Below are 12,824 nucleotides of genomic sequence, written 5' to 3' on the forward strand. Positions count from 1 at the left end.
AACGATTGCCAACGGAAGGCACTTGGCAAACAATATACAAATCGTATATCCCAGATTCCAGGAGAACAGCCATGCCCCCAGTCAGTGCTGCCGTGTTCATGTCGGGCAACAGTCAGGCCATCCGGCTGCCCAAGAGTTTTCGCATCAACAGCGCACGTGTCACGCTGGAACATGTGGGTGATGCCATCGTGATACGGGAAGCACCGATGACCATGGATGCGTTTCTGGCCAAACTGCCCACCGTGCCAGACTGGCCCGACGCACCGGCAGACGAACCCGAAGACGACACACCCGCCTGGTGAACCGCATGCAGGGCTATCTTCTGGACACCTGCGTATGGAGCCACATCATCCGCCGCACCCCCGAGCCGGTGCTATTTCGGTTCTCCCAACTCAAACCCGCTCAGATTCACCTGTCCCCCGTGGTGCTCGGCGAGCTGACCGTGGGCTTCTACAAGGGAGACCGCAGCGCCACCCGCCGCCGGGTCATTGACCAGATCGTGGCGCACACCCAAGCCCTGGTCATCGACTCAGACATTGCCGAGCGCTATGCGCTGATTCGCGCCACGCTGGAACAGGCGGGCACGCCCATTGGCCGCAACGACACCTGGATTGCGGCTGAAGCCTTGGTGCACGACCTGACCTTGGTCACCGACAACCTGCGGGAGTTTGAGCGGGTGCCGGGACTGAAGGTGGAGAGTTGGTTGTGAAGAAGCTCTTTTCGCCTTGGTGGTTGCTGTTGCTGGCAGTGGCAGGTGCCGCTGCATTGGCATTGGTTTATGCCAATGTTTGGAGCCTGCCCCTCCATGGCAACGGAGACAAACTTGGGCAAATGGGCGATTTCTTCGGCGGCCTGCTCAACCCGCTGGTCTCCCTGTTGACGCTGTTTGTCGCTATCAGCGTTTGGCAGTTACAGCGCGAGGAGTTGAAACTGACCCGCGACGAGCTGGAGCAATCCAGATTGGCCATGGAAGATCAGGCCAAGACGGCAGAGCAGCAGCGCCAGGAACAGCGGTTTTTTGATTTGCTGAATGTGTATCAGCAAACCCTTGGCTCTGTGGTGTTGATCGCACGCATGTCGGCCACCTCAGACGTTCCCGTTCACTACGGGGGCAAGGAGGCGATTGCCCACTTTTTGCGCAGCGAAGGAGCGATTTGGTCAAACTTTGACACGCGTGGAGCAACTGATCCTTTGGACACTTTTTACGATACGCATCGACGACAAGACTCCCGCAATGAGCTCTGTCCAAAGTGGAATACCGATGCCATTCGAGCATTGTTCGACCACTACTTCCGTGTCGTCTTCCGAATCCTCTTGGAGGCCAATAACCTATTGGGGGATCAGGACGAGCGCTACATCAAGCTGTTTCGCGCACAACTCAGCCGAGCAGAACTCACCATCCTCGCATGCAACCTCTGGCTGGATGAGGAAGGGAACAAGATGGTCCCTCTGGCCGAGAAATATCAACTGTTAGAGCACTTGCATCGAGGGTATCTACGAAACGCCTTGGAGCAGGAACTCCCGCCGCTGGTCTTCGGTCGCACCCGCGCTGCTGAACTTGCCACAGCAGCCCCCGCTTCTTCACAGGGTGATGTCCCCTGAACTCACTGCCGCCAAACACCGTGCTTGACACTGTCCTCACCCAACCCGAAGGCAAAACGCTGGGGGCCTGTGCCAACACGTCGGATGGGCGGCTGGTGGTGCGGCTGGCGCAGGCCATGCCCGCGATTCACCAACCAGCGACAAGCACCGAACAAGTAACCGAACAAGTAACCGAGCAAGCTACAACGCAGGTGATGAAGCTGCTCGTGACTTTGGCTGTCGGCCCCCTCGGCACCAAAGCCGCCATGGGCGCAATGGGCCTGAGCCACCGCCCCACATTCATCCAAAACTACCTGCAACCAGCACTGAACACCGGGTGGATTGAGATGACCCAACCGCAGTCGCCCAACAGCCCCACCCAGAAGTACCGTCTGACCGCCTCAGGTAGCAAGCAGCTGAAATTGCAAAAACAATAGCTGAAACACCAATCAATAAAAGCGCTAGACCTGATTTTTATTCACAACATATTCACCCCGCCACCCCATGCTCATCTCCTTCTTCTACGCCCTGCGTGACGCCAAGCTGCCGGTGTCGGTCAAGGAATTCCTGTCGCTGTTGGAGGCGCTGAAGGCGGGGGTGGTTGGCCCCACCAACCCCGAGGCGTGCAGCATGGACGACTTCTACTTCCTGGCCCGCACTGCGTTGGTCAAGGACGAGAAGCACTTCGACAAGTTCGACCGCGCCTTTGCCGCCTACTTCAAGGGCGTGGAAATGGTGGCCGACTTCACCAAACCCATCCCCCAGGACTGGTTGCGCCAGGAGATGGAACGCATCCTGTCCGACGAGCAAAAAGCCAACGCCCCCAAGATGGATTGGGACGAGCTGATGGACACCCTCCAAAAGCGGCTGGAAGAACAGAAGGAGCGGCACGAGGGCGGCAACAAGTGGATCGGCACCGGCGGCACCAGCCCCTTTGGCCACAGCGGCCACAACCCACAGGGCGTGCGCATTGGTGGCAAGGGCGGCGGCAAGAGTGCCGTGAAGGTGTGGGACCAACGCGCCTACCGCGACTACGACGACACGCAAGAGCTGGGCACCCGCAACATCAAGGTGGCGCTGCGGCGGCTGCGCAAGTTCGCCCGCATCGGCGCTGAAGACGAGCTGGACCTGGACGGCACCATCAAGGGCACCGCCGCCAACGCGGGCTGGCTGGACATCAAGATGCGGCCCGAGCGCCACAACCACGTCAAGGTGCTGCTGCTGATGGACGTGGGCGGCACCATGGACGAACACATCCACCGGGTGGAAGAGTTGTTCTCTGCCGTCAAGGCCGAGTTCAAGCACCTGGAGTTCTATTACTTCCACAACTGCGTGTACGACTACATGTGGAAGAACAACCGCCGCCGTTTTGCCGAGAAGTTCCCCACCTGGGACATCATCCGCAAGTACAACAAGGACTACAAACTCATCTTCGTGGGCGACGCCACCATGAGCCCCTACGAAATCCTGCAACCCGGCGGCAGCGTGGAATACAACAACGAGGAGGCGGGCGCAGAATGGCTGCAACGCCTCACGCACGCCTTCCCCAAGTTCGCATGGATCAACCCCGAGCCACCCGGCATGTGGCAGTACCGCCAAAGCATCAGCATCATCCAGCAGCTCATGGGCCAGCGCATGCACCCGCTCACCCTCAAGGGCCTGGAAGACACCATGCGCCTGCTGTCCAAGTGACACGCCCCTGGGCCGCGGCCCAGGGGGGGCGGTGGGCCATGCAGCCCGCATGGAGCCTGATGCTGGTGATGGCGCTGGCTGCGACGGGCGCTGCGGAGGCGGCCCCACCGCTCCCCGAGCCTGCCCCCACCGAAACGGCAACCCCTCCTGCCACATGGGCCTTCCAGGTGGAGGTTCAAGCCCCACCCGAAGTGCGTGCCACGCTGGAGCGCCACCTCGACATCCTGCGCTACCGCGAGCTGCCTGACCTCACCCCCGCCGAGCTGGCCCAACTCAGTGCCGATGTGCCCGCCAACGTGCGTTCGCTGCTGGGCGCACTGGGCCACTTTGCCCCCACCGTGCAGGTGTCAACCTCCCCCGCGGACCACGCCACACCCCCCACCGTGCACATTGCGGTGGACCCCGGCCCGCCCGCCCGCGTGGCCAGCGTGCACCTCACCGTCCATGCCGACCCCGAAGCCGCCCCCCGCCTCACCCAGCAGCTGCAGGCGCAGTGGCCGCTGACCGAAGGTGCCCTGTTCACCCAAGCGGCGTGGGACGACGCCAAATCCCAAACCCTGGCCCGGCTGACGCAGCGCCTGTACCCTGCCGCCCGGCAGGTGGGCAGCCTGGCCGATGTGGACGGCGACCACGCCGCCGTGCACCTGCACCTGGAACTGGACGCCGGCCCCACCCACACCCTGGGTCCCTTGCAGGTGGAGGGCCTGGCGCGCTACGAAGCCGAGTGGGTGCAGCGCATTGCCGCGCAGGCCGGGCTGATCGAGGGCCTGCCCTACGACCTCGCCACCCTGCAAGACGCCCAGCAGCAGCTGGCGCAAAGCGGGTACTTTGAATCGGTGTACGTGCACGTGGACCCAGCAGAGGCCAGCGACACCCCGGGCCAGAACACGCAGGCCAGCCCGGTCCGCATTCAAGTGCGTGAGGCGCGGCGCGGCAAGCTGGTGCTGGGCGTGGGCGGCAGCACCGACAGCGGCACCCGCCTGAGCGCCGAACACACCGTGCTGCGCCTGCCCTGGCTGTGGGACGCCCGGGCCCACAGCCAAATCAAGCTGGAGCGCAACAACCGCATCGCCCAGACCGAACTCAGCCTGCCCCTGGACGCCTCGGGCTGGCGCTGGACCGCCGGGGCCAAGGCCGAGCGGCTGGTGGACACCGGCAAGGTCACCACCAACCAGCAGATCAGCCTGGGCCGCGCCCGCGACACCACCGCGCTGAACCGACGCATCACCCTGCAGCTGGACCAATCCCGCGTCAGCACCCAGGCGCTGCGCATGGCGGGGCTGGACACGCCCGACCTGGCCCTGAGCCTGCACCACCGCTGGCAACGCCGCCAGTACGACACCCTGCCCTTCCCCAACGAAGGCCACACCCTCACCGTGGAAACCGGCCTGGGCTGGGTGCTGCACCCCACACGCCAGCCGTTTGCCCGGGCCGCCGTCCGCTGGCAGGGCCTGTGGCCGCTGGCATCGGCCCGGGAAGGGCGCATCGCCTGGCGGGCCGAGGGTGGGGCCATCGTCGCCAAGGACAGCGCCCGCGTGCCCGAGGCCATGCGCTTCCTCACCGGGGGTGACCAATCCGTGCGCGGCTACGCCCTGCGCAGCATTGGCGTGGCCGCCGCCGACGGCACCGTGACCGCCGGGCGCTGGATGAGCACCGGCAGCCTGGAGTGGCAACGCCCCTGGCCCCACGCCGACGGCAGCCTGAGCCCGTGGGAAAGCACCGTGTTTGCCGACGTGGGCGCGGTGGCCGACCGCGTGGCCAACCTCCAGGCCCACTGGGGCGTGGGCGCCGGGGTGCGCTACCGCACGCCGGTGGGCCCCATCCAGGCCGACCTGGCCTATGGCCTGAAAACCCGCCAGTTCCGCTTGCACCTGTCGGCGGGGTTTGTGTTTTGAACGCCCGGCTCCGCCAGCTCGCCCACGGGGTGCGCACCGTGCTGACCGCCCTGGCCACTGCCGTGGGCGCGGCGCTGCAATGGCTGCCCGGGGCGGTGCTGGCCTGCACCCTGGCCGTGGCGTGGCTGGTGTGGTGGTGGAGCGGTTTGCCCGGCTCACTGCACACCGCGCTGCAATGGGCCCAGCCGTGGGTGGGCGCACTGCAAGCGTTGCAACTGCAAGCGCCCCAGGCCAGCCTGCGCTCGGGCGGCCCCATGGACCACCTGCGGTGGCGGCAAGACGGCCTGAACATCGACGCCCAGGGCTTGAACGTGCAATGGCAGCTGGGCCGCGAGGGCCTGCGCTGGCAAGCCAGCGTGCGCAGCCTGAGCGTGGACGACCAGCGCCCATCCTCCCCCGGTGCCCCCCAGTCCCTGAATGGTCTGGCCCTGCCCCTGGCCGTGGAGGGCACGCTGCACATCGACGCACTGCACCTGCCCGCCCTGCCCCGGGTGACACTGCACGCACTGGACATCCAGCACCGCTACGACACCACCACCCAGCGCCACACCCTCACGGCGCAGGCCCAGTCCCAGGCCCAACCCCAAGCGCCCGCAACAGCACAGGCCACGCCCTACCGGCTCCAAGCCACCTTGGACGCCACTGCGCCCCACACGCTGGACGCCACGCTCTCGCTGCCCCTGCTGGCCGCGCCTGCATCCCCCGCACCCAGCGTGCGCCTCCAGGGCCCGCTGGCGGGTGACGACGCCCGCCTGATCGCCCAGCTGGACATGGCCCAGGCCCAAGCCAACGTCAGCCTCTACCCCTGGCACGCCCAACCCGTGGGCGAGCTGCACGCCACCCTGGACGGCCTGAACCTGGCCACCCTGCTGCCCGGCCTGCCCACCACCCACCTGACGGGGCTGGCCCATGTGAACCCCGTCCCGGCACCGCCGTCCCCCTCCGGCACACCCCCAACAGCCCCCCAGCCGTGGCACCTCCAGGTGCAGCTGCGCAACCCCGAAGCAGGCCCTTGGGACCGCCAACGCCTGCCCCTGGCCGAACTGACGCTGCAAGCCCAGGGCCATGCCCAGGCGGGGCAGTTGTCCCAGTTCAGCGCCCGGCTGGCCGAAGGCCGTGTCAGCGGCCAAGGCCAGTGGGCCGGGCCGGTGTGGCAAGCCCCGTCGTGGCAGGGGCGGTGGCGCCTGGACGGTCTGTCCACCCGCGCCGTGTGGAGCACCTGGCCCGCCCTGGCCTTGAGTGGCGACCTCCAAGCCCTGCGCAGCACCGACACCGCCCCTGACACTCCCCCTGACACCGCGCCCACCTCGCCCCCCCCCGCCCGACGGGCCGTGGCCCCGCCCTCCACAGCCCCCACGCGGCTGACGGTGGACCTGCGGGCCACGCCCAGCGACTCAACAATCAAAAACAATAGCAAAGATACCAATCAAATAAAGCGTGAAGGCCAGATTTTTTCAAACATCCTGTGGTCACCTGAACGCATCAGCCTGAGCCACACCCGCCTGGCCCTGGGCGGTGCCGTGCTGAACCTGAGCGCGCAAGCCCACGCCCCCCAGGTCGGCGTCCCCCACCCGGCAAGCTCCTGGACGGTGGATGGTCAGGCCGACCTGAACCTGCCGGGCCTGAGCGCCCAAGGCCTGTGGCAACAACTGGCCCTGACCCGCCCGTGGAGCGCCCCGGCGGCCAACGCCAGCGGCCAACTCAACGTGCGGGTGTTGCAGGCGGAAGCGGTCCAAGCCTGGTTGCGCCCGTGGCTGAGCCCATGGCAGGCCGAATCCGCCCCCCCGCTGGACCTCCGCGGCCAGGCCGGGCTGGACCTGCGCTGGCAAGGCCCCCAACTGGCTCTGGACCTCCAAAGCCACCTCAGCGGCCAAGGCGTGCAAGGCGACCTGACCCTGGCCGCCGACGGCACCTGGTCCAGCAGCACCTCCACCCCCAACGGCGTTGCCACCGCTGCGGCACCCACCTGGCAAGGCCGGGTGCGGCAGTTGGTGCTGTCGCTCGCCCCAATGGGAGCGGGAGCCAACCCGGCCGCCCCCCCGTCGGGCCGCTGGACCCTGGCCGACGAGGGGCTGACCGTGCAGGCCTCCCCCCAACAGGTGCAACTGGGCGCAGGCCGCTTGCTGTGGCAAGGGTCCAGCACCGCCCCTGCCGCCTCGGTGAGCTGGCAGGGCCTGAACTGGGAAGACGGCCTGCTGTCCACCCAAGGTGCCCTGGCCCACTGGAGCCTGCCGCAACTGCAAGGCCTGCTGCGCCTGGCCCGGGGTGCGGTGCCCGAGGGCGACCCGTTGACCACCGCCAGCGGCGACCTGACCCTGGGTGGCCCGTGGTCGTTGCGCTGGCCCACCGATGGCCGCCTCCGCCCCGACCAGGCCCTGTCGGCCCGCTGGGGGCGCGAATCGGGCGACCTGTGGTGGCCCCAAGGCTCGGGGGCAGGCACGGGCACGGCCCAGGCCGTGGGCTTGCGCACCCTGCAAGCCGCGTTGCAAGGCAACGCCCAAGGCGTCAGCCTGCAAATCAAGGCCGACAGCACCCTGCTGGGCCAACTCGACGCCACGCTGAACACCGACGCCCGCCTGCAGGCCGACAGCCCGCTGGCGGGCCGCGTCACCCTGCAACTGCCCGACCTGAGCCAATGGAGCCACTGGGCCCCGCCCGGGTGGCGGCTGCAAGGTCAGGCCCAGTTGGTCACCCAACTGTCGGGGCGTTTGATGCGCCCCTTGTGGCAGGGCGAGCTGACCGGACAGCAACTGGGCTTGCGGTCAGCCGTGGAAGGGCTGAGCTACAGCAACGGCAGCCTGCGGGCGCAGTTGAACGGGCAGCGGCTCACCCTGCAATCGTTCAGCCTGCAAGGCGCGGGGGGCGAAGCCCGCGGCGGGCGGCTGGACGTGAGCGGCCATGTGGACTGGCCCGACCTCAGCGCCCCGCCCGACATCCGGCTGCAAGCCCAGGCCCATGCCCTCAACGTGTCGGCCCGGGCCGACCAACGCCTGGTGCTCAGCGGCCAGGTGTTGGCCACCTGGCAAGGCCAAGCGCCTGGCATGCCCCCCAACAGCCCCCCGGCCAACAGCAACACCGGCTTGCTGACCGTGCGGGGCCAGCTCAAGGCCGATCAGGTGCAGTTCACCCTGCCCGACGAAACCGCTCCCACCCAGGGCAGCGACGTGGTGGTGCGCCTCAACCACCAGGTGACCACCCCGCCGCCCACACGCCCCGCCTGGCAGACCGACGTGGACTTGGCGCTGGACCTCGGCCCCGCCTGCACGGTGCAGGGGCAGGGCTTGTCCACCCAGCTGGCCGGCCAACTGCAGCTGACCCGAAGCCCTGCGCAACCCAACCTGCGCGTGGTGGGCGAGGTGCGCACCGTGCGGGGCAGCTACCGGGCCTACGGACAGTCGCTGACCATCAGCGAAGGCGCACTGCGCTTCAACGGTCCGCACGACGATCCGGCCCTGGACATCCTGGCCCTGCGCCCGGCCAGCCGCGCCTTTGAGCGCAGTGGCGAATCCGGCCAGCAGGTGGGGGTGAAGATCACCGGCAGCGCACGCCAACCCCGCGTGCAGCTGTACGCCCGACCCGACCTGCCCGACAGCGACAAACTGGCCTGGCTGCTGCTGGGCCGCCCCGCCACCGGCGTGGGGGCCGAGGCCGCGGTGCTGCAACAAGCGGCCATGGCCATGCTGGCGGGCTCAGGGCCGGGGCTGGACGGTCGCCTGGCCCGCACCCTGGGGCTGGACGACGTGACGCTGCGCACCGCCACCACCGCGGCGGACGGCACCACCACCGATGCGTCGCTGCTGCTGGGCAAACGCCTGTCCAACCGCCTGTACGTGGCCTACGAACAAAGCCTGAGCGGCACGCTGAGCGCCATCAGCCTGTTCTACGACGTGTCACGCCGCCTGACCTTGCGCGCCCGTGCGGGGCAGGCCCAGTCCATCGACCTGATCGCCACCCTGCCCCACGACTGACGCCGCCCCCCCGGGCTGCAACAAGGCCAACACCACCGTGACCAGGTGCTGGCGCAGCGCAGGGGTGCCCAGCCAGGGGGACTGCTCAAGCGACGCCGCACGGATGACCCCCATCACCGCCCGAATGGCCACGTACATGGCCACGGCATCGGGTTGGGGTTGGGCTTGTGCATCGGCCTGCTGACTCCACAGGGCGGCGTTGCGCTCGGCGGCATGTTGCAGCGCCGGGGCCAGGGCGTGGTGCGCGTCGGCCAGCCAGGCCAGGCGCAGCAGGGTTTGACGGCCTGGGGTGTCGCCCCCCAGACGGGACAACAGCAAGGCCATGGCCTGGTCCACCGCCTGCGGCAAGGGGTGTCCGGCGTGCACTGCGGCGCTCAGGTCGGCGGTCAGGGCCCGATCCACCTGGACCCGCTCGGTGTGCAGCCAGTGCGCCAGCAGCGCCTCGCGGTCGGCAAAGTACTGGTAGAAGGTGCCGATGGACACGCCCGCCCGGTCCGCAATGGCCTGGGTGGTGAGCCCCGCTTCACCGGCTTGATCCACAACCTGAGCCAATGCCTGATGAAGGGCCGCCACCGTGGCCTGGGAACGCGACTGCACGGGCTGGCGTCGAACACCTGAATTCTTGATTTTTTGATTTGAATTCAATGACTTGTTCACACCATCTGGTGAGCGAACGGCCCGCTTGTTCATTCAACCTCCTGCCCCTTCAGAAACCTGAGGGCAATGCGAATTGTGCACAGCCCACCGATGAGAACAATCAGGGCCTTCAAACCGAAGGGGAAACGTCATGTGGATGTTGCTGCACGTGTGGTGCGCGGGAATGTGGCTGGGCTGCGTGCTGACCGAGGTGGTGTTCGAGCGCACCCTGGCGGATCAATCGGGGCAAGCCAACCTGCCACTGGCGCGTTTGCATTGGAGGGTGGACGTGTGGGTGGAAGGCCCGTTGCTGCTGGCCGTGGGCCTGACCGGGGTGGCGGGCTGGCCCTCCAGTCACGCCACGGCCCCGTTGCACACCATGGCGGTGCTGGGCGGGCTGGCCATCGTGGCCAACCTGTGGTGCATGCGGCTGGTGTGGCTGCGCATGCAAGCGGCGCAAGCTGGCCACCACGAGCTCTACACCCGGCTGGACCACGCGCAGCACCGCTGGGGTGCGGTGGTGCTGCTGGGCTTGCTGGGTGCCGCCAGCGCAGGGGCCTGGCGGCACCTGGGTTGAGGGGCCGGGCCTGCCAAGGCGGAAGCTACAATCCGCCGCCTTGGCCGCCATAGTTCAATGGATAGAACGAGCGCCTCCTAAGCGCTAGATACAGGTTCGATTCCTGTTGGTGGTACCAAACCCAAGCCCTGACACCGCTTCAGGCATCAAACCCCATCCGTTTGGCCACCGACAGCACCTGCACCACGTCACGGGTGGCCTGGGCAAACGGGGTGCCGGGGGCCATGGCTGTTTCCGCCGCAAAAAAACGTTTCTGGTTGATCATTTCTCCCACTTGGCCTGCCACGTGGTGGAACACCTTGTGCCGTTCAATCAGTTGCGTGAAGCTGGCGTTGTGGCCCAGGCGGCTGCCGCCATCACCATAAATCCACTTGCCCAGGGCGCAACAGTCGTCGCGCGACAGCGTGGCGGTGTCCACCGCGGCATGGGTTTCGATGGCGTCGCGCAACTTGACCTTCCACTGGCGGTGGGCGTCGATGATGGCGTCCACGTCAATGCCCTGGACCTTGGACACCTGAGCGGACTTTCCCGGGGTCAGGCGGAACTCGTCCACCATGGCGGCCATGCGCAACGCGGCGTCGCGCTGCGCGGTGGCGGCGGCAGCGGCCTCTTCCACCAGCGCGGCGTTGGCCTGGGTGGTCTGGTCCAGCTCCTGAACGGCCAGGCCGATCTGCGCAATGCCCTGGTTCTGCTCCAGCGCGGCGGTGTTGACCTCGTTCATCAGGCCACGGACCTTGTCGGCGGTGTCCACGATTTCCTTCATGGCTTCGCCAGCCCCGTGCACCACCTGCGTGCCGTGGGTCACTTGCTCCACGCTGCTGTCGATGAGCCCTTTGATCTCCTTGGCCGCCCCCGCACTGCGCTGCGCCAGCGCCCGCACTTCAGAAGCCACCACCGCAAACCCTCGACCGGCTTCGCCTGCGCGGGCCGCTTCCACGGCGGCATTGAGCGCCAGGATGTTGGTCTGGAAGGCAATGCCGTCGATGACGCCGATGATTTCCCCGATCTTGGCCGACGAGGCTTCGATGCGCTCCATGGTGCGCACCACTTCGGCCACCACCTCGCCGCCCCGCGCCGCCACGGTGGCGTTGCTTTGCGCCAGTTCGGTGGCTTTTTTCACCGCGTCCACGGTGTGGCCGGTGGTGGCGGTGGTCTGCTCCAGCGCTGCCGACGATTCTTCCAGTGCGGCTGCGGCTGATTCGGTGCGTGCCGCCAGGTCTCGGGTCCCGGAGGCAATTTCGATGCTGGCGTTGACCACCTCGTTGCTGCTGTGGCGCACCGATCGGATGGTGTCGCGCAAACTGGCCTGCATGTAGGACAGCTCGCGCTGCAACCCGGCCATTTCGTCACGTCCCAGCGGACGGATGTCTTGGCGCATGTCCCCCATGCTCATGGTCAGCATGTCACGCCGCAGCACGGCAAAACCTTGCAACGTGGCACTGTAAAAACCCATGGCGAGGTAGGCCCCAATGCCCATGCACAAAAGCGATACCACCAACGCGATGCCCGTGTGAGAACGCAACCGGGCGTGACGATCCGCCAGCAGCCCGTCCAACAGCTGAAGATTGGCCTGCACCTGTTTGAACTGCGCCGCCTGGGTGCTCCGAATCAGGGCGACCAAAGCCGCCTTGTCAGGCCCCACCGTGGTGTCGCCGGGTTTGATCTGAGCCGACACGGTTTTGACCAACTCCGCCGTGGCGTCCGCCCCCGACAGCACAAGGGTCCGCGCCAACTGAGCGTCGGCCTCTCGGGCTTTGGCCAAGTCCGCCGCGGCCAGGTCGCGCTCGTGCTGAATCACCGCCAGCAAACGCACCAGCCGATTGCACAGTTCCGGATCCAGCTGCCCTGAGGCCAAGACCTCCTCCACCAGAGCACCCACCTCAGCAGTGCGCTCAATCACGATGGGACCCCGCATCAACGCCGCACTCATGACGTAATACGACGCCATTTCAGGGTCCAGCGTCAAACCGGAGTGGTCGGCAACTCCGGCCAGCAAGTCGGCCAGGCTGCGCGACACGGCGGCCATGCGCTCACGCAGGGCGTCAGGGGGCAGCTGTTGCGGATCGGGCATGGCAGAAAGCGCTGATTGGACTTTGCGCCACCCCGCCTCTGTACCCAGCGGTGCGCCTAAGCGCTGGTCCACCAACGCCAACTGCTTCAATGCGGCATCCAACCCCTGGCGAGACGCCGTCAGCGCGGCACCACGGTCACCCGACGCTGCGGCACGGACTTGCGAGTGCCATTGGCCTGCGGCCTCCAGGGCAGGGTAAATGGCTTGCACATACGTCACACCATCGCGCTCCTGGCGCACGGCATCCAGCCCCTGCCACTGCGCGACGATGAAGCTCTGCATCAGCCAGCCCCATGGCAGCAAAAAAGCCAACGCCGTCAAGCCCATCTTGGCCGGGAACGGCATTCGCTGCATCAAACCCACAGCAGGTGCCCACAAGCGCCAACGAATGATGGTGTTCATCC

Annotated in this window: 10 protein-coding genes and 1 tRNA gene; 9 read left to right on the plus strand and 2 right to left on the minus strand. The window is 67.0% G+C overall.

What is annotated here, in order from left to right:
- Positions 1-71: 71 nt before the first annotated feature.
- From ACYVB7_RS07915 to ACYVB7_RS07945, 7 genes are all read left to right on the plus strand, one after another.
- Positions 72-302 carry an antitoxin gene (locus tag ACYVB7_RS07915; RefSeq protein ID WP_460506199.1) on the plus strand — a complete coding sequence of 77 codons (231 nt, stop codon included), beginning with the start codon at positions 72-74 and terminating at the stop codon, positions 300-302.
- A 5-nt stretch (positions 303-307) separates the two neighbouring features.
- Positions 308-709: a PIN domain-containing protein gene (locus tag ACYVB7_RS07920; RefSeq protein WP_460506200.1), complete on the plus strand. Its 402-nt coding sequence runs from the start codon at positions 308-310 to the stop codon at positions 707-709.
- Positions 706-1,602 carry a putative phage abortive infection protein gene (locus ACYVB7_RS07925; protein WP_460506201.1) on the plus strand — a complete coding sequence of 299 codons (897 nt, stop codon included), beginning with the start codon at positions 706-708 and terminating at the stop codon, positions 1,600-1,602. Before ACYVB7_RS07920 ends, ACYVB7_RS07925 begins: the two co-directional genes overlap by 4 nt.
- Before the next feature lie 116 nt (positions 1,603-1,718).
- Positions 1,719-2,018, plus strand: a complete 300-nt coding sequence (locus ACYVB7_RS07930) for a Fic family protein (protein ID WP_460506202.1) — start codon at positions 1,719-1,721, stop codon at positions 2,016-2,018.
- Between the two features lie 67 nt (positions 2,019-2,085).
- Entirely contained in the window at positions 2,086-3,273 is a 1,188-nt protein-coding gene (locus tag ACYVB7_RS07935; protein ID WP_460506203.1) for a vWA domain-containing protein, read from the plus strand.
- A gap of 38 nt (positions 3,274-3,311) precedes the next feature.
- Positions 3,312-5,168: an autotransporter assembly complex protein TamA gene (locus tag ACYVB7_RS07940; RefSeq protein ID WP_460506205.1), complete on the plus strand. Its 1,857-nt coding sequence runs from the start codon at positions 3,312-3,314 to the stop codon at positions 5,166-5,168.
- Positions 5,165-9,136, plus strand: a complete 3,972-nt coding sequence (locus ACYVB7_RS07945) for a translocation/assembly module TamB domain-containing protein (protein WP_460506206.1) — start codon at positions 5,165-5,167, stop codon at positions 9,134-9,136. The genes ACYVB7_RS07940 and ACYVB7_RS07945 overlap by 4 nt, the downstream gene beginning before the upstream one ends.
- Here the strand turns inward: ACYVB7_RS07945 and ACYVB7_RS07950 are convergent.
- Positions 9,059-9,733: a TetR/AcrR family transcriptional regulator gene (locus ACYVB7_RS07950; RefSeq protein ID WP_460506207.1), complete on the minus strand. Its 675-nt coding sequence runs from the start codon at positions 9,731-9,733 to the stop codon at positions 9,059-9,061. The genes ACYVB7_RS07945 and ACYVB7_RS07950 overlap by 78 nt on opposite strands.
- A gap of 190 nt (positions 9,734-9,923) precedes the next feature.
- On the opposite strand from ACYVB7_RS07950, the gene ACYVB7_RS07955 reads away from it, so the two are divergent.
- The gene (locus tag ACYVB7_RS07955) at positions 9,924-10,349 is read left to right on the plus strand and encodes a hypothetical protein (RefSeq protein ID WP_460506208.1); all 426 of its coding nucleotides are present in this window, start codon (positions 9,924-9,926) and stop codon (positions 10,347-10,349) included.
- 43 nt (positions 10,350-10,392) lie between these two features.
- Positions 10,393-10,467 (plus strand) — tRNA-Arg (locus ACYVB7_RS07960).
- A gap of 21 nt (positions 10,468-10,488) precedes the next feature.
- Here ACYVB7_RS07960 and ACYVB7_RS07965 read toward each other — a convergent pair.
- Positions 10,489-12,822, minus strand: a complete 2,334-nt coding sequence (locus ACYVB7_RS07965; RefSeq protein ID WP_460506209.1) for a methyl-accepting chemotaxis protein — start codon at positions 12,820-12,822, stop codon at positions 10,489-10,491.
- Positions 12,823-12,824: the final 2 nt, after the last annotated feature.

The sequence above is a fragment of the Hydrogenophaga soli genome, assembly GCF_054777695.1.

Bases quoted from the DNA above. Each gene is read 5' to 3' on its own strand.
- ACYVB7_RS07915 (WP_460506199.1), top strand. From the start codon at position 72: ATGCCCCCAGTCAGTGCTGCCGTGTTCATGTCGGGCAACAGTCAGGCC.
- ACYVB7_RS07940 (WP_460506205.1), top strand. From the start codon at position 3,312: ATGCAGCCCGCATGGAGCCTGATGCTGGTGATGGCGCTGGCTGCGACG.
- ACYVB7_RS07930 (WP_460506202.1), top strand. From the start codon at position 1,719: ATGCCCGCGATTCACCAACCAGCGACAAGCACCGAACAAGTAACCGAA.
- ACYVB7_RS07955 (WP_460506208.1), top strand. From the start codon at position 9,924: ATGTGGATGTTGCTGCACGTGTGGTGCGCGGGAATGTGGCTGGGCTGC.
- ACYVB7_RS07935 (WP_460506203.1), top strand. From the start codon at position 2,086: ATGCTCATCTCCTTCTTCTACGCCCTGCGTGACGCCAAGCTGCCGGTG.
- ACYVB7_RS07920 (WP_460506200.1), top strand. From the start codon at position 308: ATGCAGGGCTATCTTCTGGACACCTGCGTATGGAGCCACATCATCCGC.
- ACYVB7_RS07965 (WP_460506209.1), bottom strand. From the start codon at position 12,822: ATGAACACCATCATTCGTTGGCGCTTGTGGGCACCTGCTGTGGGTTTG.